This window comes from Vibrio sp. R78045, from assembly GCF_042466085.1.
Lineage (GTDB): Bacteria > Pseudomonadota > Gammaproteobacteria > Enterobacterales > Vibrionaceae > Vibrio > Vibrio cyclitrophicus.
In genome coordinates this window covers 402,606-426,080 of record NZ_JAXHBS010000008.1, presented here as the reverse complement: position 1 = coordinate 426,080, position 23,475 = coordinate 402,606, and the positions used below count along the sequence as shown (strand labels likewise).

Below are 23,475 nucleotides of genomic sequence, written 5' to 3'. Positions count from 1 at the left end.
ATCTCCTACTCAGCTTTCGCTTTAGAAAGTTCAGTACTTTGCTCGATAGCAATCACTGAATCACCATCACGTACAAAGCCTTGCCCAACCGTAATGATATCAACTTGTTGGCCTAGCCCAGTAAGCCAGACTCCATCTTGTTCTGCCTTTACTAATTGGATGCCCACAAACTTCACCATTGGTGAGTCACTAGCAGAGACCAAGGTTTTGACCCCGAGGTTACCCGCCTCATCCAATGCCAGCATCGCCGGTGTTATCTTGATTGCGTCTCTTGTTTCTAGATTGAGGGTTACTTCAGCACTGACACCGGCAGGTAACAGACCATCGGAGTTATCGATTTCAATCTCAATTGGGAAGGTATTGGTTGAGGCCGAAGATATTCGAGAGACGTAACGCAGCCGACCTTCCGCTTCTTCTCTTCCTAACAAACGGACCAAAGCAGATTGATTGACTAACAGGTGTTGGATATGGCGCTCACTGACATCAGCCTCAATAACCAGAGGATCAAGGTCAATCACGCCCGCGACTGGATCGCCAACCCCAACGAAATCACCCAATTCGACCATCAAATCCTGAACCACACCCGAAAAAGGCGAGGTAATTACAGTATTTTTTAAAGCCAACTCCGCATTGCGCATTATGGCTTTTGCTTCAGTTAAGGATGCCTCAGCGGTGGTGTAGGCGATCTCACCTTGCAGACCTCTTTTCTTCAGTGACTGCGCCGCTTTGAACTCTTTCTGCTTCAAGCGATATAACGCAGATGCTCGCTCTAGTTGAATCTCTAAATCACCTTTATCTATCTGGGCAATGGCTTGTCCTGCTTTAACCATATCCCCCTTAACAACATTCAATCTGACAATCTTGCCCGCGACTTCTGCACCTAGACGAGCATGCCGATCGGGCGCCGTTCTTCCATAGAGATCAATCGTTTTAAAGGTCGGTGATGAGGTGAATGTTTGAAAGGATACCTTTGCCAACGGAATTTCTGTCGACTTTTTTGCCGGCGACTCTTCCGCTTGCCCGACTCCTAAGCCAAGCCAGATCGACAATAAAATCACAAGAGCAAGTGAAACTAACCAAGGCTGCGTGAACTTTTGAGAAAGCGATGAGCCAGAAAATTGAGTAGACATACCAAATCCTTTTGTGCCATGTGGTTTAGGTGTGCGATTTTATTGCACAACGTAATGTACAACATCCTGATGCACAAAGAGTTACCTTAACAGAGCAACACCGATCGAAGTTGGACGCTATCGACAATTTAAAAAATATGGCGTTTACTATAATTCAAACTGATGCGACAAATATTACACATCGAAATTATAAATATTTTTATAAGCTAAACGAATTGAATAGATTAGCTTACTCTCTGTTTTATATAATGATTTTCTTAAAAACAAAAACGCCGAACATAAGTTCGGCGTTTACAGTATTTCCAAGATAACTTTTAACTCAAGTTAACTTTCGGGCCAGTCTATACGCTAAATGATGCGCCACAACCACATGTTGTTGTTGCATTAGGGTTGTTTACAAAGAAACGTGCGCCTTCTAGGCCTTCAGTGTAATCAACCATGCCGCCCATTAAGTATTGCAGGCTCATTGGATCAACAACCAGCGTTACACCGCTGTTTACAATCGTAGTGTCGCCATCATTTACTTTTTCATCAAATGTGAAGCCATATTGGAAACCGCTACAACCACCACCTGTAATGTATACACGCAGTTTTAGTTCTGGATTTTCTTCTTCAGCAATCAGCGTTTGTACGCGGGTAGCTGCTGCATCAGAAAAAGACAATGGGATATTTACTTCGCTCACGACAACCTCTCTTACCTGTGTCAAAAACAACATGATACAAATCTAATTCGAGACCATAGTTGTTGAGTATTTTCTTATATTCTGATGATTATCTAATACCTGACTGAAACGTTCAAGTATTCACCACAGGATCGCTCCTTTTACTGCTGTAAAGTCGCTAATATCTAGCAATTAAAACGTGTAACCACACAAAACAACCAGATTCGGGTGATTATCTGGGCGAAAGCATTCCTACTTGGATTGTGGATAGGTACAATGCGTGCCAATTGGTCCGACAGTCAAAAGAGGATATATCAATGACCAAATCAGCAGAGCTATACGAAAAAGCACAGCAAACTATTCCTGGTGGCGTAAACTCTCCAGTTCGTGCATTCAATGGCGTAGGTGGTTCTCCAATCTTCGTTGAACGCGCTGACGGCCCACTTATTTTTGATGCTGATGGTAAAGCGTATATCGACTACGTTGGCTCTTGGGGTCCAATGATCCTTGGTCACAACCACGCTGTTATTCGTGATGCTGTGATTGCAGCAGCTCAACGCGGCCTTAGCTTCGGTGCTCCAACCGAAACTGAAATCAAAATGGCTGAACTTGTATCTGAGATGGTTCCATCGATGGAACAGCTACGTATGGTGAGCTCAGGTACAGAAGCAACAATGAGTGCGATTCGTCTAGCTCGTGGTTTCACTGGTCGTGACAAAATTCTTAAGTTTGAAGGCTGCTACCACGGCCACGCAGACAGCCTACTTGTAAAAGCAGGTTCTGGTGCACTGACTTTAGGTCAACCAAGCTCTCCTGGCGTACCAGCTGATTTTGCGAAACTAACACTAACAGCAACCTTCAATAATCTAGATTCAGTTCGTGAAATCTTCGCAGCAAACAAAGGCGAGATCGCTTGTATCATCGTAGAGCCAGTAGCGGGCAACATGAACTGTATCCCTCCTGTCGAAGGCTTCCACGAAGGTCTACGTGAAATCTGTGACCAAGAAGGTGCATTGCTAATCTTTGATGAAGTAATGACAGGTTTCCGCGTTGCTGAAGGTTGTGCTCAGGCTTACTACAACATCAAGCCAGACCTAACATGTCTTGGTAAAGTGATTGGCGGCGGCATGCCAGTGGGTGCTTTCGGTGGTCGTAAAGACGTGATGCAATACATCGCACCAACGGGCCCAGTTTACCAAGCAGGTACGCTTTCAGGTAACCCTGTTGCAATGGCTGCTGGCTACGCATGTTTGAACCTTCTACGAGAAGAAGGCAACGAAAAGCGTCTAGCTTCAAAAACTAAGCAGTTGGCAAAAGGCTTCAAGCAACTTGCTGACAAGCACGGCATCCCAATGCTAGTTCATCAAGTTGGCGGTATGTTTGGTTTCTTCTTCACAGATCAAGAAACTGTGACGTGCTACGAAGATGTAACTAAGTGTGATGTAGAACGCTTCAAGCGCTTCTTCCACCTAATGTTAGATCACGGTGTTTACCTTGCACCTTCAGCATTCGAAGCAAGCTTTACTTCTCTTGCTCATGGTTCTAAAGAACTGGATGCAACACTAGAAGCTGCTGACCGCTCTCTTGCGATCATCGCTGCTGAGAGCAAATAGTCGAAAGCACTTTATAAGTCGCTAACCGATTGAATTTAGGGCTGCATTAAATGCAGCCCTTTTTTATATATGGTGTTCATTAGCCACACATATGACAGTTTTTTAGCCGTCAATTAAGGCTAAAGCTGAACCAAAAGCGATTAACGTTCCCAGAAAAGAAAAACCAACAGCATCAAGGTACCAAGGAACATTCTGAACCAAGGGATCTCTTTTTTTATTTGCTGTTCCTCGTCTTGGCATTTCTTATCTTTATTACAGCACCCCATAATCAAAACTCCTCATTGCTAACTCTCTGTTTTGCAGCCATTATAAACTCAGAACGCAAATATAGAGACCATTAACGTGTCAGAAAAACTCAAAATCAATACTAGCCACTGGGTGATCATCATTGCCCTACTTGCGGCGGCTTATGCTTGTTACTTGCTTATAGAGCCGTACGTCAACTCAATCGTGATGGCCTTTATCATTTCACTATTGATGTTCCCAATCCATGAGTGGCTTGAAAAGAAGATCCCTAATAAAGAAAACGTCGTTTCGCTACTTTCATGTGTAATCTTGACCTTTATTATTGTTATCCCTTTATTAGCCGTGTTTGCAGCGATTGTGCAGCAAGGCTCTTTGTTTTCTCAAAACACCTACCAATGGGTGACACACGGTGGCATTCAGACTCTGTTTGCTCATCCGTTAGTGGTCAAAGCGCTGTCGTTTGTGAATAATTACCTGCCTTTCGACAACATTGAGCCCCAAGCCATCGCACAGAAAGTCGGTGAATTTGCGACCAGCTTCGGCTCAAAACTGGTTGGTATCAGTGCAAAAATCCTTGGTGATGCGACCAATTTCTTGATGGATTTCTTCTTGATGCTGTTTGTTCTGTTCTTCTTATTAAGAGATCATGACAAAATCATCAGTGTGGTTCGTCATATTCTTCCGCTGTCTCGTAGCCAAGAAGACAAACTTCTAACAGAGATAGAGCAAGTATCGAAATCAGCTGTAATGGGTTCATTCTTAACCGCAATAGCACAAGGTTTTGCGGGCGGTTTAGGTATGTGGATTGCCGGTTTCCCAGGCCTATTCTGGGGCACTATGATGGGCTTTGCCTCTTTCATCCCAGTTGTGGGTACCGCATTAATCTGGATCCCAGCAGCAACTTACTTGTTCCTAACTGGTGATACCACGTGGGCGATTTTCCTAACGGTTTACTGTGTGGCGATTGTTGGTTCAATTGATAACCTGTTGCGTCCGCTGTTAATGCAAGGCAGCGCTGGCATGAATACCCTAATGATCTTCTTCTCGCTATTGGGTGGTATTCAACTGTTTGGCCTAATTGGTCTTATCTACGGCCCACTAATTTTTGCGATTACCATTGTTCTATTCAACATCTACGATGAAGAGTTTAAGGACTTTTTAAACCAACAAGACAAGAGTTAATCAACTGTTCGGCAACTTGGTTGGCGAACGAGTATTAAACACTTCAAGCTTTAGGCGGATTATGCGAAAATCCGCCCTCATTTTTTGCTAACGATTCAACAGAGTGTCCTATGTCAGCTTATATTGCCCCAAGCCAGATTGCTCAACGCCAACTCGCCTATTTTGAAGGCAAACATGTTTTAGTTGCAGGTGAGGCAGAAGACTTGTTCCCTGTTGAGTTAGCCAAGCATTGTGAATCTGTATCTGTATTCACCTCTAATTACAGCTACTACCGTCAGCTTGAAGGTTATAGCAGCATCCAACGCTTTTACGGTTCAGAGTTTACCGAAGAGACCGAAGCTGACTTAGTGATGCTGTACTGGCCAAAAGCCAAAGCGGAAGCAGAATTTTTGTTGGCGATGCTGTTTGCCAAGCTAGGCAAAGATACCGAGATCGTCGTGGTTGGTGAGAACCGTTCAGGCGTGAAAAGCATCGAGAAGATGTTTGCTCCTTACGGCAAAGTCGTTAAATACGATTCAGCTCGTCGTTGCTCTTTCTACTGGGGTCAATGCTTCGAGCAACCACAAGCGTTCAACCTGCAAGACTGGTTTAAGACCTACACAGTTAACATTGATGAACAACCTCTGACGGTAAAAAGCCTGCCTGGCGTCTTCAGTCACGGTCAGTTCGATGTTGGTAGCCAACTTCTGTTGGATACCCTGCCAAAACTAAAAGGCAAAGTACTCGACTTTGGCTGTGGTGCAGGCGTACTGGGCGCAGTAATGGCATCTCGTCACCCTGATATCGATCTAGAAATGTGCGACATCAGTGCATTTGCCGTCGCATCAAGCCAAGCGACCCTCGAAGCGAATGGTTTAACGGGTAAAGTCTTCGCTTCAGATGTCTATTCTGATACTGCAGAAGACTACCAGTTCATCATCAGTAACCCACCATTCCATTCAGGTTTGGACACTAGCTACAGCGCGACTGAGACCTTACTTGCTCAGGCTCCTAAGCATTTGAAGCGTTCTGGTGAAATGATTATTGTTGCGAACAGTTTCTTAAAATATATTCCAATTATTGAACAGGCGTTTGGAAAATGCGCGACTCTAAATAAGACCACTAAATTCGCGATCTATCACGCAAACAAATAACCTATCTAGCACAGCGCAGGGTCATTATCTGCGCTGTCTGTTCATGTTTTTGTCAAAATTCTATAAAAATGAGCTTTTGCACACGCTTTAAATACCACTTACTTGTCAAAGTAAAAAAACTCGTTAATTTCGTTAAATTGGAACCCGTTAATTCTATTCTCTGTACTTGTTTTCGCCCCTTTTAGCAGTACATCAAAGGAAAGTAGTACCCAATTTATGTTTAGATTCTATCGTAAGCAGAAGTTTAAGCGCCTTCAAAATACCCTAATGTTGGCATTTCTTGTCCTCAGTATTACACCAGTGACACTTATCGCGATATTTTTCCTCCAATCGCACAGTCAGGATCTTCAGGAACAAAGCACCTCACACCTTGTTTCGGTTCGTGATACTAAGCAGCAGCAAATTGTCGATTACCTGCAAGCTCAAGAATCCCAAGTCATGGGCTTTGTTCGCTCAGAATTGGCCAATGCCAGTGGCGGACGCTTTTATGGTTTGATTAACGCCTTCCAGCGTCTCGGTTTAGATATTGACGAGGCACGTAGCAATGCTCAGCAACGCTACATCCAAGGCTCCGGCGATCAAATTAAAACATCGATTCTTCCAGAATCCAGCAGCTTTATAGGCAGTGAACGTTATCGTCTGCTGCACAAGCGCTACCATAACGCTTACCTAGAGCTGCTTAAACGCTCCGATTTTGACGATATCTTATTGGTTGATATTAACGGCAATGTGGCTTATTCGGTGTTTAAATATGACGATTACGGCACCAATTTGCTGACTGGAAAATACAAAGATTCAAATCTCGGTGTTACCTTTCAACGCTTAGCAAAAGACGTAAAAGACAAACGTAAATCCAACGAAGATTACACGCCCGTTATTGTTTCCGACTTTAAAGACGAAGACGGAAAACAAACCGCATGGTTAGGTGCGCCTATCGTACAACAGGGCTATCTACACAGTTATGCGATGTTTAGACTACCGATTAACGGCATTACTAAGCTGATCGCCGATTTAAATAAGCGCTCAAATATTCAAACCCTTTTGGTTGGTGACGATCACTTTCCTCGCAGCCTTGCGCACTCACAAGAGTCGATTAATTTGAGTTTGGATGTTGTCGATAAGGCACTTGCCGGTGAAACAGCCGTTGGGACGTTTGATAACACTCAAGATCAAGCGATCATCGCAGCCTACACTCCTATTGATCTTAAATACGCAACATGGGCTTTGGTCGTGGAACTTCCAGAAAAAGAAGCCTTTGCTCGTATTCATCAGCTAGAAAAGATCTTCGTGATCGTTATGCTAACAGCGATCATTCTTGTATTTGTCGCATCGCATTATCTGTCTAACTTTATCACTTCCCCACTACTTAAACTGACGTGGGCTGCCGAGAAAGTCTCGGCGGGAGATCTTGATGAAACCATGATCAATACCGAACGCAAAGATGAAATAGGTCGCTTGGCGGTGAGTTTCGAAAGAATGCAGCGATCGATTCGTGACAAAATGCAGCTGATCAAGAGCCAAAACGATGAACTAGAGGACAACCTTAAGACCATTCAAAAGCAAAACGAAGAGTTGCAACTGGCCAATAAACTGAAAGATGAGTTCTTAGCCACCACCTCACATGAATTGAGAACGCCATTGCATGGCATGGTTGGTATTGCTGAAGCGCTGATATCTGGTGCCAACGGCCCTATTCCTGCCAGCCAGAAATACCAACTGGATATCATCATCAATAGTGGTCAGAGATTGGCAACATTGGTTGATGATCTTCTCGATTATCACAAAATGCGTTATGGCAGCTTGGACATTAAAAAGTCAGCGGTTGACCTGTCGGCTGCCACCAGCTTGGTACTTGAGTTATCTCATCACCTGTTAGGTAACAAACCAATCCGTATCATTAACCAAGTGCCGAGTGATTTAGGGCTCGTTTCATCCGATCCTCAACGACTTGAGCAAGTCATGTATAACTTGGTTGGCAATGCTATCAAGTACACATCCGAAGGCAAGATTGTTATCTCAGCAAGCGTTATCGACGACAACATTCGTGTACAAGTTGTCGATACAGGTCAAGGTATCCCAGCAGAATACCTTGAACACATCTTTGAACCACTGATTCAAGCAGGCCAAGATTCAAGTAACTATCGCCAAGGTGCAGGGCTTGGGTTATCCATTAGCCGTCAGCTCATTGAACTAATGGGCGGCTCGTTGTACGTGAGTAGTCAACCAATGCTTGGGACAACCTTCAGCTTCACATTACCTCTAGCTACCCAACAAGAATTGGATAGTTACAATGAATCAGGGAGCTACTCACACTTCCAAGCCCCAGATTTAATTGATAACTCTCAGCAAGAAAACAGTGTTATCAACGAAGACCCTAATGGTCCGTTGTTAGTGATTGCTGACGATGAGCCAGTCAACCTGCGCGTGCTAGACAGCTTCTTAAAATTGGAAGGTTACCGAGTTCGTACCGCATGTGACGGCCCTGAAACCATTGAACTGATTGAGAAAGAGAAACCAGAGCTACTTCTGCTCGATATCATGATGCCAGGTATGAGCGGCTATCAGGTTTGTGAAGCACTTCGTAAGCGATACGATCATGCACAGTTACCAATCATCATGCTAACGGCACTCAACCAAGCAGAAGACCGTGTTCGAGGTTTCGAAGCAGGTGCCAATGACTATTTATCTAAACCGTTCAACAAACAAGAACTGGCCGCTCGAATTACAGCGCATCTATCAGCAAGTAAAGCCGAACAGAGACGCCTTGAAAACGACCAACTGCAACTGGAACTCAAGCATAGAGCTATGGTTGAAGCTAACCTGTTGGAAACTCAAGGTCGACTGCTAGAACAACTAGAATCAGCCCCTGAAGCCATTATATGTATTCGTGATGACCAACGTATTCGCTTCGCCAACGAAGCGGCAGCGAAACTATTTAGACGTGGGCAAGAACAACTCAAGCGTTCAATGGCCGACGAGATAATCGCGCCTAAATATCTTAAAGTGGAACAAGCCCATTACTGTGGTGATATTGATATCTACATAGATGACACACGTCAGCGCATACCAAGTGATATCCTTAAGCTACCTGAAGGCTCAGGGCTCGACACAATGTATATCTTTAATGTGGGTGGTGGTGTTAACTCAAACCGAGTTAATAATCTTGAAACCGCGGTTGAAGCACTTTCAAGCTACGCCTTTGAAGGTGACAAAGATAAACTACAACAGCTCAAGGAACTTGGCGGTGAGTTTACTCGCCTTGCTGATAAAGCGAGCGGTGAAGGTAAAAACAAACAAGAACTGATGCGTGAAGTACTAGTCGATGTCATGACTAATGCCATCATCTACTGGGAGTCTGTTACTGGTGAAACCAAGTTTGCCTTCGCAGAGAAAAGTGGGTTGTGGCGCGTCTATTTAGACCGCAGCACCCTGCAAACTCGAACGCTAGACAAATACCTACGCGTCGAAACCCTACCGAAAACGCCTCGCTGGCGAACGGTACTAAGCTCAATCGAATTCATACTTGAGCACTGTAAAGAACAAACACCAGAAAGAACTCATATTGAGATGCTAAGGGATAAACTACAGAAACTACTGACTAGTTAACCTTGAAGTAAGATCACAACACTGTGAATCATGGAGCCCACCTAGCGTGGGCTTTTTTGTGAGTATCATTTGCGATAAAGCACAATAACGTCTATTCAAATACACTTCTTTCACGATATTAAACAAGCAAAATGACACGTTACTCAAGCTTAAACAATCACTAGTTCAACCGCTATTTTTAAGCTTATTCTTGGCTGAATTTCACTATCCCCCTACTCTTTGTTGCAGTTTGAGAAGCGAGTCACAACAGAACGGCAGATTTAATTTTCTAGAGAAATTTAACGTAAAATTAGCAAGTGACCAAGATCTACAATTACATCAAAACCAAACAACCCCCTATAATAAAATGAACCTCAAGTAAGTAAGTACTAACAATTAAGTATCACTACAAATTCAACTGCGAGTCACATCACTCTAACAATTGCGCGCAAAAAACCATCAATCCGCCCTATTTTGACGTTAATGACGTGGGGTTGTGTGTTTTTAACGTTTTTGACGGGAAACGAGTTTGATTAATTCATCGATAAGGTGTTTTCTTACTCCTGCCAAAGGCCTACAGGCCACTCTTACCACTTCTCAGAATCAACGATGAATCTGGAGCAACGAAGAAGAGGTAGGCCTTTAACTAGAGTGTGTATCTACTAAACAATTAGCGACAGATAACATTCAATCCATTAGCGAAATGAAAGCAAATAGTAAGGAACAGCTATGCTTGCCAATATAAAAAAAACAGCACTAGCAACAGCAATTATTGCAACTGCTACAACAGGTTTTGCATCAGTAGCAACTGCTGCAGAACGCAGCGAACTGACCGTTCACCCGAAAGAGTACACTACATTCGTACGTAACTTTAACCCGTACCTTGGTGCTACTAACCTACATACTACAACTGACTTCATGTATGAGCCGCTAGTAGTATTTAACGAAATGCACGGTAACACTCCAGTGTTCCGTCTAGCTGAAAACTTCAAGATGTCAGATGATCTGATGAGTGTTGTTTTCGACATTCGTAAGGGTGTTAAATGGTCTGATGGAGAAACTTTCTCTGCTGATGATGTTGTTTTTTCTTTCAACCTTGTAAAAGAGAAGCCAGAGCTTGACCAGTCTGGTATCAACTCTTGGGTAACTTCTGTAGAAAAACTGAACGATCACCAAGTTAAGTTCAGCCTAACAGAAGCAAACTCGAACGTACCTTATGAGATTGCTAAAGTACCAGTAGTACCTAAGCACATCTGGAAAGACATTAAAGACCCATCAACTTTCACTAATGAAAATCCAGTGGGTTCTGGTCCATTTACAGAAATCGATACGTTTACAGCTCAACTTTACATTCAGTGTGAAAACCCGAACTACTGGGATGCTGACAACCTAGATGTTGACTGTCTACGTGTTCCACAAATTGCGAACAACGACCAGTTCCTAGGTAAAGTTGTAAACAGTGAAATGGACTGGACATCTTCTTTCGTTCCAGATATCGACCGTACATACGCAGCAGCTAGCCCGAAACACCACTACTGGTACCCGCCAGCAGGTACACAGGCATTCATCGTTAACTTCAAGCACCCTGATGCTGCAAAGCATGAAGCATTGAGCAACGTTGAATTCCGTCGTGCTTTCTCTATGGCTCTTGACCGTCAAACTATCATCGATATCGCATTCTACGGTGGCGGTACTGTGAACGATTTCGCATCGGGTCTTGGTTACGCTTTTGAAGCTTGGTCTGATGAAAAAACTCATGACAAGTACAAAGGTTTCAACACTTACAACGCTGAAGGCGCGAAGAAGCTTCTTGCTGACGCAGGCTTCAAAGATGTAAACAAAGATGGTTTTGTTGACACTCCATCTGGCAAGTCTTTCGAACTAATGATTCAATCGCCAAACGGCTGGACTGACTTCAACAACACAGTTCAACTAGCGGTAGAACAACTGAACGAAATCGGTATTAAAGCGAAAGCTCGTACACCTGACTTCTCTGTTTACAACCAAGCAATGCTTGAAGGTACATACGACGTAGCATACACAAACTACTTCCACGGTGCGGATCCATACACTTACTGGAACAGTGCTTACAACTCATCACTACAATCTGGTGATGGTATGCCTCGTTTCGCTATGCACTTCTACAAAAACGACAAGCTGGATGGTCTTCTAAACAGCTTCTACAAAACAGCTGATAAGAACGAACAGCTAGATATTGCACATGGCATCCAGCAAATTATCGCTGCAGACCAAGTAACAATCCCTGTGATGTCTGGTGCTTACATGTACCAATACAACACAACTCGATTCACTGGTTGGTGGAACGAAGAAAATCCAAAAGGCCGTCCAAACATTTGGGCTGGTATTCCAGAGCGTCTACTTCATGTACTGGACCTAAAACCAGTTAAATAAGTAATCGTTCAATCTTTGCGGCGTAACCTCTTACGCCGCTTATAAAAATCCCCACACTATCAATTGAAAGTATGGCGCTAGTCGTCAGGGGATTTTTCGTTCCAAATTTCGCTAGGAGCGACCTGAATCCAGAAACAGGGAAACAATCTGGGTGAGTAAGGTGTGAGTTATGGGTTATTTTTTAAGACGTTTGTCATTTTATTTTGTCGCGCTATTAGTCGCAGCGACGTTAAACTTTATTATTCCAAGAGCAATGCCTGGTGACCCAGTTACCATGATGTTTGCGAACGCTTCTGTTCAAGTTACTCCTGAACGTATTGCTGCAATGAAAGAATTATTAGGCTTCGTTGATGGCGGCTTATTAGTTCAATACGTGGCGTACATGAAGAACATTCTTAGCTGGGAGCTTGGTACATCAATCCAATTCTACCCACTTTCAGTAAATACACTGCTGGGTGGTGCATTCGGTTGGTCGCTTTTCTTAGCTGGCACAGCGGTTATTCTTTCTTTCTCTATTGGTTCAATCCTAGGTATTTTCGCAGCATGGAAACGCGGCAGTAAATACGATGCATTTGTAACTCCAGGGATGCTGATTCTCCAAGCTGTTCCTCAAGTTGTTATTGCCATGATTGCGCTGTTTACCTTCGCAATCGGCTTGAAATGGTTCCCAACCGGCTACGCCTATACCGCAGGTACGATTCCGGATTGGACAAGCTGGGCATTCATTAAAGATGTCGCTTTCCACGCCTTCTTACCTTTGCTATGTGCATCTATTGTTCAGATTGGTGGCTTCCTAGTAAACATGCGTAACAACATGATCAACCTGCTAGCTGAAGACTACATCACCATGGCGAAAGGCAAAGGCTTGAGCGAAAACCGAGTAGTATTCAACTACGCAGCTCGTAACGCGATGCTACCAAGTGTGACGGCACTTTCGATGTCACTAGGTATGGCAATCGGTGGTCAGTTGATTATCGAAATCATCTTTAACTACCCAGGTCTTGGCAGCGTACTTTTCAACGCAATTAACGCTCGTGACTACCAAGTACTGCAAGGTCAACTGCTTATCATGACGCTATTCATGCTGTTCTTTAACTTAGTTGCAGACATGCTTTACGTTGTTCTTGACCCTCGTCTTCGTAAGGGTGGTAAATAATCATGAAAGATATTCTAAAACTCATTTGGCGTAACCCGATGGCCCTAACAGGCGTCATCATCCTAAGTATTTTTATTCTTGGTGCTATTGCGGCTCCATTGATCACAAAACATGTTCCAGACAAGCGTACAGGTAATCCACACGAATACCCTGGCTTCGTGGTGAAGTCTGCACAAACTAACCCTGATGGCTGGGTTGCTCAAAACCTAGCAGACGATCGTCGTACGTTGATAATGTCTAAGAAGGCAGACCACGTACTGGGGACAACTCGTATGGGTCGTGACGTTTGGTCACAAGTGGTATACGGCGCACGCGTATCTCTTGCTGTAGGTTTTGGTGCAGGTCTTACCGTATGCTTGCTTGCAACAGTGATCGGTGTTTCTGCGGGTTACTTTGGCGGACGTGTCGATGATGTTCTGACAGCCGCAATGAATATCATGTTGGTTATTCCTCAATACCCATTACTGTTCGTAGTTGCAGCCTTTATCGGTGAGGCAGGGCCACTCACCATAACCTTGGTTATCGGCTTTATGTCCTGGGCTTGGGGCGCTCGTGTTGTTCGTTCCCAAACCTTAGCACTGCGTGAAAAGGAGTTTGTAAAAGCCGCTGAAGTTCTGGGTGAATCTTCATTCCGTATTATCTTCGTAGAGATTCTTCCAAATCTTATCTCTATCGTTGGCGCGAGCTTCATCGGTTCGGTGATGTACGCAATCATGATGGAAGCAACGATTTCGTTCCTAGGTCTTGGTGACCCGAACACAATCAGCTGGGGCATCATGCTTTACAACGTTCAAACCTCTTCATCAATGCTGATTGGCGCTTGGTGGGAACTATTGGCTCCTTGTATCGCACTGACACTACTTGTAACTGGTCTTGCTCTACTTAACTTCGCTGTCGATGAAATTGCCAACCCGCAACTGCGTTCTCACAAAGGCATGAAGCGTTGGAAGAAATTAGCAGCACAAGACAAAGAAGAACGTGAACCAGAACTACCACCACAAAATGCACTTTGGAGCGGAGATAAATAATCATGTCTGAACCACTAATTTCTATCCGCAATTTATGCGTGGATTACATCACAGAGTCTGGCGATGTTCGTGCGTGTAACAACGTAAGTTTCGACATTGCTCCAGGTGAAGTATTTGGCCTAGCTGGTGAATCTGGCTGTGGTAAATCAACCGTTGCTTTCTCTCTTATGCGTCTACATAAGCCACCCGCTTACATCAGTGGTGGTGAGGTTATCTTCAATGGTGAGAACATTCTTGAATACAGTGATGACCGTATGCAAGCATTCCGTTGGAGCGAGATGTCGATGGTATTCCAGAGTGCGATGAACGCACTCAACCCAGTATTACCAATGGAAGAGCAGTTCTGTGACGTAATTATGCGTCACACCAACATGACTCGTGAGCAAGCTAAGCAACGCGCTGAAGGTTTACTTGAAATCGTAGATATTCACCCAAGCCGATTGAGTGACTACCCTCACCAATTCTCTGGCGGCATGCGTCAGCGCTTGGTTATTGCTATCGCGTTAGCATTGAATCCAAAGCTGATCATTATGGATGAGCCAACGACCGCGCTTGATGTGGTTGTTCAGCGCGAAATCCTACAAAAGATCTATGCACTGAAAGAAGAATTTGGCTTCTCTATTCTGTTCATCACCCATGATTTGTCATTGATGGTCGAGTTCTCTGACCGCATCGGCATCATGTATTCAGGTGAACTTATCGAGGTTGCTAATGCTCAAGATATTCTAGAAAACCCTTACCACCCTTATACCAAAGGGCTGGGAAGTTCTTTCCCTCCACTAACAGGGCCAAAGACAAAACTAGCGGGCATTCCGGGCAACCCTCTGAACTTGTTAGAGATTCCTGAAGGGTGTCGTTTCCAAGCTCGTTGTGACCGTGTACATGAAACGTGTACCAAGGTACCAACCAAGCTGCGTTCTATCGACCCGGGGCATTTGTCTAACTGCCACCTGTACGGTGACCCAATAGTACAAAGGAAGCTATAGCTTGCACGCTGATTCAGCGTGAATAACGAATAAGGCGGTTCGACCGCCGAAATGCAAGCAAAGCGAATAAGGATTCTGGAGACAATTATGAGCAAAGATTTCGGTCAATTATTGGTAGAAGGCAAGAATGTCGTAAAAGACTTCCCAATAAGCAGTACCACAATTCAAACCCCAATGATGCGTGCGATTAACGACGTGTCATTCAAGATGTACAAAAGCCGCGGTCTAGCGGTGGTTGGTGAGTCTGGTTCAGGCAAATCAACAACAGCAAAAATGATCGCAAAAATGTACGCGCCTTCGGGCGGTACAATCGAATACAAAGGCCGTGATATCCAAGAGATCTCAAGCAGAAAAGATCTTATGCATTACCGTGAAGGCGTGCAAATGGTATGGCAAGACCCGTTTGGTTCCCTGAACCCAACACATAACATCTTCCACCACATTGCTCGACCATTGTTGATCCACAAAAAAGTATCTCCAGGTAACAAGAAAGAGTTACAGGAGCGTGTGTACGATCTTCTAGAGCAAGTTGGCTTAGTACCACCACAAGCAACGGCAGAGAAGTACCCTCACCAACTCTCTGGTGGTCAGCGTCAACGTGTCAACCTAGCTCGTAATATCGCAGTAGGTGCAGAAGTTGTATTAGCCGATGAACCTACGTCAATGCTTGATGTATCGATTCGTGCTGGTGTTTTAAACCTAATGGAAGAGATGAAATTTGAGAAGCAAATGTCTCTTCTTTACATCACTCACGATATCGCAACCGCTCGTTACATCGCTGAAGATCTTTCAGTGATGTACGTAGGACACATGGTGGAATGGGGCGATACCGATGACGTTATTGCTGACCCTCAACACCCTTACACTCAGCTATTGGTTTCGGCAGTTCCAGATCCGAAGAAATCGATCCACGAGAAACTGGCAGGTAACAAAGGGGAAATCCCTCTTTGGACACCAGTCTCAGCTGGTTGCCCATTTGCAGGTCGTTGTACTCATGCAATGGATAAGTGTAAAGAGCAGTTACCAGGGGTTACGCAATTAGCCGATAACCACTTTGTACGTTGTTACCTACACGAAAGCTAAGCAATAAATGCCCGTTAGGGTCTGCGGACCCTAACTATTTATCCTAAAAAATTTCAGGTACCTAGCCATAAGAAACTAGGACTTTTGGAGAGTATTGATGCTGTTATTGACCAACCATATTGGCTACGAATCCACGGCTCCAAAGCAGGCTATCTTACAAACTAAGAAAGCTCGCTTATCAAGTACGACTGCATTATTAGTGTGTGCCGACAACCATATTACCGTGGGCAACTTTGATGTTGTAAAACAAGGCCGCGTAGCAAACTGGCATCAAGGACAATTCTTCACAATCGATTTCAGTTCATTTACCGAATCCGGTCGCTACTACCTGCGCTTTGATAACCTACGTTCAGAAGTGTTTGAGATTGGCAACAACCTACTAATGAACCACACGTTTTCTGATGTGCTTCATTACTTTAAGTCACAACGCTGTGGCGGTATTTTCGACAAAAAAGATCAACAGGCACAAATTCTAGGCACTGACAGATACGTCGATGTCCATGGCGGTTGGTACGACGCATCGGGTGATGTGAGTAAGTACTTTAGCCACCTGTCTTATGGCAACTACCTTAATCCTCAACAGATTCCTATGGTTGTTTGGAACATGCTTAAAAGCGTGCGCTTAACCAACAATAACCCTGACTTCCCAAAATTCTCCATGACTCGCCTGACGGAAGAAGCCCTATTCGGTGCCGACTTCTTAGTCCGCATGCAAGACGCGGCTGGATACTTCTATATGACGGTATTCGATAAGTGGAGCAAAGACATCAATCAGCGCGACATCTGCGCTTATGCCACTCAAGAAGGCCATAAATCAACGGACTTGCAAGCGGGCTATCGACAAGGTGCGGGCGTTGCTATCGCCGCATTAGCTGCTGCATCTGAACTTGAAACCTCGGGCAGTTACTCGAGCCAAACTTACCTTGAAACTGCCGTTAACGGTTATTGGCACCTAAAAGAACATAACCTGCAGTACCTAAACGATGGCGAAGAAAACATCATCGATGAATATTGTGCCCTACTCGCTGCAAATGAACTGTACCGAGTAACAGAAGACGAGCAGTACCTATCAGAAGCAAGAACTTGGGCGAATCGCTTGATCGCTCGTCAGCAATCCGATGACTCATTTGCCCACTTCTGGTCGGCCAACTCTGATGGCTCTCGCCCCTATTTCCATGCAGCTGAAGCTGGCCTTCCAGTGATTGCTCTGTGCGAGTACATCGACAATGAAACCAATGCAGTTCTGAAAGAACAAGCTCGCACGGTTGTTGAAAAAGCCTGTCAGTTCGAAATCAATATTACCGACAAAGTCATCAATCCATTTGGCTACCCAAGACAGTACGTTAAAAATGTTGATGGTGATAAGCGCGATGCTTTCTTCGTTGCTCAGAAAAATGAAACGGGCTATTGGTGGCAAGGCGAAAACGCACGTCTTGGTTCAATCGCAACCATGGCGTACTTAGTTCAACCACATATTCAAGATAGCGAACTTCAAAAGCGTTTAATCCAGCTTTCACAAAACAGCCTTGATTGGATTTTAGGTCTCAACCCTTACCACATGTGCATGCTCGATGGTCATGGGCATAATAATCCTGATTACCTACCTCAGCTTGGTTTCTTCAATGCGAAAGGCGGCATCTGCAACGGTATTACCGCGGGTTTTGACGATGAACAAGACATCGCATTCAATCCGCCAGCTCAAAAAGACGACATGCTTCAAAACTGGCGTTGGGGTGAACAATGGATCCCTCACGGCGCTTGGTTCCTATTGGCAACCGCTGCGCAATTCAACTACCTAGCACAGCGTAAGGAGCAATAATTATGACGCTTTACTACGTAGGTATTGATGGTGGAGGCACGTCTTGTCGCGCTCGTATTCGTGATGACCAAGGCAAGCTGATTGGTGAAGCAAAAAGTGGCAGTGCCAACATCCTTCTGGGTGTTGATGTAGCGATGAGATCAGTTATTGATGCCATTACTCAAGCGGAACAACAAGGGCAGCTCGACTCAAGCCACTTTTCAAATATGCATGTTGGCCTAGCACTGGCTGGCGCAGAGCAAAAGTCGGCATGGTTCGACTTCATGGCTCAACCACATCCTTTCGCAAGTATGACGCTCAACACTGACGCTTACGGTGCTTGTATTGGCGCTCACAATGGCCAAAACGGCGCCATCATGATAGGTGGAACAGGCTCATGCGGCATCTACCTACAAGACGGTGAGCAACATGTGGTTGGCGGTCGTGAATTTCCAATTTCAGACCAAGGTGGCGGCGCAGTGATGGGCCTTCGCTTAATTCAACAAGTCCTGTTAGCAGAAGACGGTATTCGCAGCAAAACCCCACTGACTCAACACGTGATGAACCACTTTGACAATGATGTTGATGCGATCGTGGCGTGGTCAAAAGGCGCCATTCCAAAAGACTACGGTCAATTCTCGCCAGTGATTTTTCAACTCGCTAACGAAGGCGATGAGCTGGCTATCGAGATGCTCAAGCAAACCGCAGCTGATATCGAAATGTTTGTGCTAGCACTTCATCGCAAAGGTGCAGACAAGGTATGCCTGATGGGCAGTATCGCTGAGCGCATTCTCAACTGGCTATCACCACCAGTACAACAATGGATCGTTGAACCTCAATTTGACGCTATTGAAGGCGCATTGATGTTTGCCGGAAAACCACAACACAACTTGTATCAACAGGCTTAGCAGGGAAGTTATATGAATTATCGCATCGACTTAGCTGTTCTTTCTGAACAAAAAAATAACTGCCGATTTGGCCTTACGGTACATAACTTAAGTGACCTCGACGTAAAAGATTGGTCACTGTATTTTGCCTTTGACCGATTCATCCTTCCGGAGAGTCTATCTCAAGGTGAACTGACTCAAGTTGGAAGCTTTTGCTCGTTCAAACCAAGCTCTCCGGTGTTAAAGGCGAACAACCACTACTACCTTGAATTCAGTATTCAAAGCGCCCCATTTCGCTTCTATTCTGATGGCCTTAATGATGCATTTATCCAATCACATCATGATGGAGAAACATCGGTACTGCCTGTCGCGATATCACCGATTTTTTTGGCTTCGCCATACCGTGAACGCAACCAAATACCTGAAGTTAACGCTGCTGAAATTGCATTAATTCCTCAGCCAAATCAGATCGAACTTCAGTTAGGTAGCTTCGCACTAAGTAGCGAATGCAAGATTGAGGTTCAATCTCAACTTGCTGATAAGGCGTTATCTTGGCTGCAACAAGAATTGCTTTCTACCTTTGAACTGTCGATTTCGAATGAGCTTTCAACTGAATTTTCAAAAGACGAAAGCGGCGACATTCTATTTCGCAGCAACCCGACGTTAGACGAAGCCGAGTACAAGCTCACCGTCACGGCACAACAAATAATGGTTGAATCAGGCAGCCAATCGGGCTTCACACACGCTGTAGCAAGCTTGATTCAGTTGGTACAACAACTGGATGCCAAGAACTTCTCTGTTCCATGTTGCAAAATCGTCGATCAGCCTCGTTTCAAATACCGAGGCATGATGCTGGATTGCGCTCGTCACTTCCATTCAGTGGAGCAAGTGAAACGCTTAATCAACCAACTCGCGCACTACAAGTTCAACGTCTTTCATTGGCACTTAACCGATGATGAGGGTTGGCGAATTGAGATCAATAGCCTACCTCAACTTACTGAAATCGGTGCTTGGCGTGGCCCTGACCATGCACTAGAACCGCAATACACACACCTTGCTGACAACTATGGCGGCTTCTACACGCAACAACAGATTCGCGAAGTCATTGAATACGCAGAGCAGCGTAGCATCACTGTAATCCCTGAGATTGACATCCCAGGTCACTGCCGCGCCGCGATCAAATCACTGCCTGACATGCTGGTAGAACAAGCTGACACCACTCAATACAAGAGTATTCAGCACTACAACGACAATGTCCTAAACCCTGGCTTGCCAGGCACTTACCAATTCTTAGATGCGGTTATTGAAGAAGTCGCAGAGCTATTCCCCAGCGAATTGATTCACATGGGTGCAGACGAAGTACCACCGGGTGTGTGGACTAACAGCCCTGCAGCTCAAGCTCTGATGAAAGAGCATAAATATCAAGACAGCAAAGACTTACAAGGCCACCTATTCCGTTATGCCGAGAACAAACTCAAGCAACTTGGCAAGCGCATGGTGGGCTGGGAAGAAGCGCAACACGGCGACAAAGTCAGTAAAGAGACCATCATCTACTCGTGGCTCAGTGAAGAAGCAGCAGTGAATTGCGCTCGCCAAGGCTTTGATGTGGTGTTGCAACCGGCACAATTTACCTATCTCGACATGACCCAAGATTATGCACCGGAAGAACCGGGCGTCGATTGGGCTGCCGTTATCCCATTAGAACAAGCTTATAACTACGAAGCACTTGCTGAGATATCCGACACCGACCCAATTCGTAAGCGGATCCGCGGAATTCAGTGTGCTCTATGGTGTGAGATCGTCACCAACCAAAAGCGTATGGATTATATGGTATTCCCAAGAATTAGCGCTTTATCTGAAGGATGTTGGACACATAAAAACAACCGAAACTGGCTAGATTACCTATCTCGCCTAAAGGGGCATCTGCCATTACTCGACAGACTCAATGTTGATTATCGCAACCCTTGGAAAGGTCAATAAAACAAACCAAAGCGACACTCACATCGAGCGGTTGCTGACTCAAATTAAGGTGCTCAGTCAGATAAGACTCAGCATCACTATTTAAAAATTAGCTGCATAGATGCAGTTTGTTAAAAAGGAAATGACAATGAAATACGGCTATTTCGATAACGACAATCGCGAATACGTCATCACTCGCCCTGATGTACCAGCACCATGGACCAACTACCTGGGTACTGAAAAGTTTTGTACCGTAATTTCGCACAATGCGGGCGGTTATTCGTTCTACAATTCTCCGGAATACAACCGTGTTACTAAGTTCCGTCCAAATGGCACCTTTGACCGTCCAGGACACTATGTTTACCTGCGTGATGATGAGACGGGTGATTACTGGTCTATCTCTTGGCAACCAGTGGCAAAAAGCCTAGATGAAGCGAACTACGAAGTTCGTCATGGTCTGTCATACTCAAAGTTCAAATGTGAATACAGCGGTATTACGGCAACCAAAACGCTATTCGTTCCTAAGGGCGAAGATGCAGAAGTTTGGGATGTCGTACTGAAGAACAACACCGACAAGCCAAGAACCATCAGCACATTCTCATTTGTTGAGTTCTCATTCAGCCACATCCAATCGGATAACCAGAACCACCAGATGTCTTTGTACTCTGCGGGCACGTCTTACCAAGAAGGAGTGTTGGAATACGACCTGTACTACAACACCAACGACTTTGAAGGCTTCTACTACCTAGCATCAACCTTCTCTCCAGACAGCTACGATGGTCAGCGTGACAACTTCCTTGGCATATACCGTGACGAAGCAAACCCAATTGCCGTTGAGAACGGTAAATGTTCTAACAGTGCTCAAACTTGTTACAACCACTGTGGTTCTCTGCACAAGCAATTTACGATTCAACCGGGTGAAGAAGTTCGCTTTGCTTATGTACTAGGTATCGGTAAAGGCAACGGTGAACGCCTCCGCGAGAAGTACCAAGACACAGCAAACGTAGATGCGGCGTTCCAAGGCATCAAAGATCACTGGGACGAGCGTTGCAACAAATTCCAAGTTAAGTCGCCAAACGAAGGCTTAGACACCATGATCAACACGTGGACGCTATACCAAGCGGAAACCTGTGTGGTTTGGTCACGCTTTGCATCATTCATCGAAGTTGGCGGTCGTACTGGTCTTGGTTACCGTGATACTGCGCAAGATGCGATCTCAGTGCCTCATGCCAACCCACAAATGACCAAGAAGCGTATTATCGACCTGCTTCGCGGCCAAGTGAAAGCGGGCTACGGTCTACACTTGTTCGATCCTGACTGGTTCGATCCAGAGAAAGCTGACGTTGAACCTTCAAAATCACCAACGGTTGTTCCAACGCCGTCAGATGACGACAAGATCCACGGCATTGACGATACCTGTTCTGATGATCACTTATGGATCGTACCTACCATCATCAAGTACGTGATGGAAACCGGTGAACACGATTTCTTTGACGAAGTGATTCCATACGCAGATGGTGGCGAAGCAACGGTTTACGAACACATGAAAGCCGCACTTAACTTCTCTGCAGAATACGTAGGTCAAACAGGTATCTGTAAGGGTCTTCGCGCAGACTGGAATGACTGTCTGAATCTAGGTGGCGGTGAATCTTCTATGGTTTCATTCCTACACTTCTGGGCTCTTCAAGAGTTCTTAGACCTGGCTAAGTTCCGCAATAACGATGCTGACGTTACTAAATACACTGAAATGGCAGCTAACGTTCGCGAAGCGTGTGAAACGCACCTTTGGGATGACGAGGGTGGTTGGTACATCCGTGGTCTAACTAAAAATGGCGACAAGATCGGTACCGCTCAACAAGCTGAAGGTCGAGTTCACCTTGAATCAAACACGTTAGCGGTTCTCTCTGGTGCGGTATCTCAAGAACGTGGCGAGAAAGCAATGGACGCAGTTGATGAGAACCTATTTTCTGAATACGGCCTACACCTAAACTCTCCATCATTCGCAACACCAAACGATGATATCGGCTTTGTAACTCGCGTTTACCAAGGCGTAAAAGAGAACGGTGCTATCTTCTCTCACCCGAATCCATGGGCTTGGGTAGCAGAGGCGAAGCTTGGCCGTGGCGACCGTGCGATGAAATTCTACGATGCGCTTAACCCTTATAACCAAAACGACATGATTGAAACACGTTACGCGGAACCATATTCGTACGTGCAGTTCATCATGGGTAAAGACCACCAAGACCACGGCCGTGCAAACCACCCATGGTTAACAGGCACCTCGGGCTGGGCTTACTTTGCGGTAACCAACTTCATTCTTGGTGTTCGCACCGGATTCGAAGGTTTAACTGTAGATCCTTGTATCCCGACTGATTGGCCAGAGTTTGAGGTCACTCGTCAATGGCGCGGTGCAACTTACAACATCACGGTGCAAAACCCTAATGCAGTAAGCAAAGGTGTAGCCTCTATCACTATCAACGGTGAGTCAGTTGAAGGTGCAATCCCAGTACAAACAGAAGGCAGCGTGAATGATGTTGTCGTTGTTCTAGGCTAGTCACGCAATTTAACGAACAGCTCCGGTCTCAAGTCTTTACAGGCTTGAGACCGTGAGACTA

15 protein-coding genes are annotated in these 23,475 nt (G+C 45.1%); 13 read left to right on the top strand and 2 right to left on the bottom strand.

Annotated elements, in window-relative coordinates:
- Nucleotides 1-5: 5 nt before the first annotated feature.
- The gene (locus SJY39_RS04430) at nucleotides 6-1,130 is read right to left on the bottom strand and encodes an efflux RND transporter periplasmic adaptor subunit (protein ID WP_016793795.1); all 1,125 of its coding nucleotides are present in this window, start codon (nucleotides 1,128-1,130) and stop codon (nucleotides 6-8) included.
- Nucleotides 1,131-1,471: 341 nt separating this feature from the next.
- On the bottom strand, nucleotides 1,472-1,813 hold the full coding sequence (gene erpA, locus SJY39_RS04425) for an iron-sulfur cluster insertion protein ErpA (RefSeq protein ID WP_004734539.1): 342 nt from the start codon (nucleotides 1,811-1,813) through the stop codon (nucleotides 1,472-1,474).
- A gap of 296 nt (nucleotides 1,814-2,109) precedes the next feature.
- Here erpA and hemL point away from each other — a divergent pair, with 296 nt between their 5' ends.
- The 13 genes from hemL to SJY39_RS04360 all read left to right on the top strand — a co-directional run bounded on the left by hemL (nucleotide 2,110) and on the right by SJY39_RS04360 (nucleotide 23,414).
- Nucleotides 2,110-3,405: a glutamate-1-semialdehyde 2,1-aminomutase gene (gene hemL, locus SJY39_RS04420; RefSeq protein ID WP_010436060.1), complete on the top strand. Its 1,296-nt coding sequence runs from the start codon at nucleotides 2,110-2,112 to the stop codon at nucleotides 3,403-3,405.
- 342 nt (nucleotides 3,406-3,747) lie between these two features.
- On the top strand, nucleotides 3,748-4,833 hold the full coding sequence (locus tag SJY39_RS04415; protein WP_009847558.1) for an AI-2E family transporter: 1,086 nt from the start codon (nucleotides 3,748-3,750) through the stop codon (nucleotides 4,831-4,833).
- Nucleotides 4,834-4,943: 110 nt separating this feature from the next.
- Nucleotides 4,944-5,966 (top strand): 16S rRNA (guanine(1207)-N(2))-methyltransferase RsmC, encoded by a 1,023-nt coding sequence (rsmC, locus tag SJY39_RS04410; RefSeq protein WP_010436055.1) that lies wholly within the window; start codon nucleotides 4,944-4,946, stop codon nucleotides 5,964-5,966.
- A gap of 216 nt (nucleotides 5,967-6,182) precedes the next feature.
- Nucleotides 6,183-9,572, top strand: a complete 3,390-nt coding sequence (locus SJY39_RS04405; RefSeq protein ID WP_016793794.1) for a response regulator — start codon at nucleotides 6,183-6,185, stop codon at nucleotides 9,570-9,572.
- Between the two features lie 708 nt (nucleotides 9,573-10,280).
- Nucleotides 10,281-11,963, top strand: a complete 1,683-nt coding sequence (locus tag SJY39_RS04400) for an ABC transporter substrate-binding protein (RefSeq protein ID WP_016768984.1) — start codon at nucleotides 10,281-10,283, stop codon at nucleotides 11,961-11,963.
- Between the two features lie 169 nt (nucleotides 11,964-12,132).
- Nucleotides 12,133-13,119, top strand: a complete 987-nt coding sequence (locus SJY39_RS04395; RefSeq protein ID WP_010436046.1) for an ABC transporter permease — start codon at nucleotides 12,133-12,135, stop codon at nucleotides 13,117-13,119.
- A gap of 2 nt (nucleotides 13,120-13,121) precedes the next feature.
- Nucleotides 13,122-14,147 (top strand): ABC transporter permease, encoded by a 1,026-nt coding sequence (locus SJY39_RS04390; RefSeq protein WP_009847563.1) that lies wholly within the window; start codon nucleotides 13,122-13,124, stop codon nucleotides 14,145-14,147.
- Nucleotides 14,148-14,149: 2 nt separating this feature from the next.
- A complete protein-coding gene (locus SJY39_RS04385; RefSeq protein ID WP_009847564.1) occupies nucleotides 14,150-15,133 on the top strand; it encodes an ABC transporter ATP-binding protein in 984 nt (327 codons plus the stop codon).
- 87 nt (nucleotides 15,134-15,220) lie between these two features.
- Entirely contained in the window at nucleotides 15,221-16,216 is a 996-nt protein-coding gene (locus SJY39_RS04380) for an ABC transporter ATP-binding protein (RefSeq protein WP_010436038.1), read from the top strand.
- 97 nt (nucleotides 16,217-16,313) lie between these two features.
- A complete protein-coding gene (locus SJY39_RS04375; protein WP_016792057.1) occupies nucleotides 16,314-18,035 on the top strand; it encodes a glycoside hydrolase family 9 protein in 1,722 nt (573 codons plus the stop codon).
- A 2-nt stretch (nucleotides 18,036-18,037) separates the two neighbouring features.
- Nucleotides 18,038-18,922, top strand: coding sequence for an N-acetylglucosamine kinase (locus tag SJY39_RS04370; protein WP_016793793.1), 885 nt, complete (start codon nucleotides 18,038-18,040; stop codon nucleotides 18,920-18,922).
- 12 nt (nucleotides 18,923-18,934) lie between these two features.
- A complete protein-coding gene (locus tag SJY39_RS04365) occupies nucleotides 18,935-20,881 on the top strand; it encodes a beta-N-acetylhexosaminidase (RefSeq protein WP_016791603.1) in 1,947 nt (648 codons plus the stop codon).
- 127 nt (nucleotides 20,882-21,008) lie between these two features.
- Nucleotides 21,009-23,414 carry a GH36-type glycosyl hydrolase domain-containing protein gene (locus tag SJY39_RS04360; RefSeq protein WP_016793792.1) on the top strand — a complete coding sequence of 802 codons (2,406 nt, stop codon included), beginning with the start codon at nucleotides 21,009-21,011 and terminating at the stop codon, nucleotides 23,412-23,414.
- The last annotated feature ends 61 nt before the right edge of the window (nucleotides 23,415-23,475 follow it).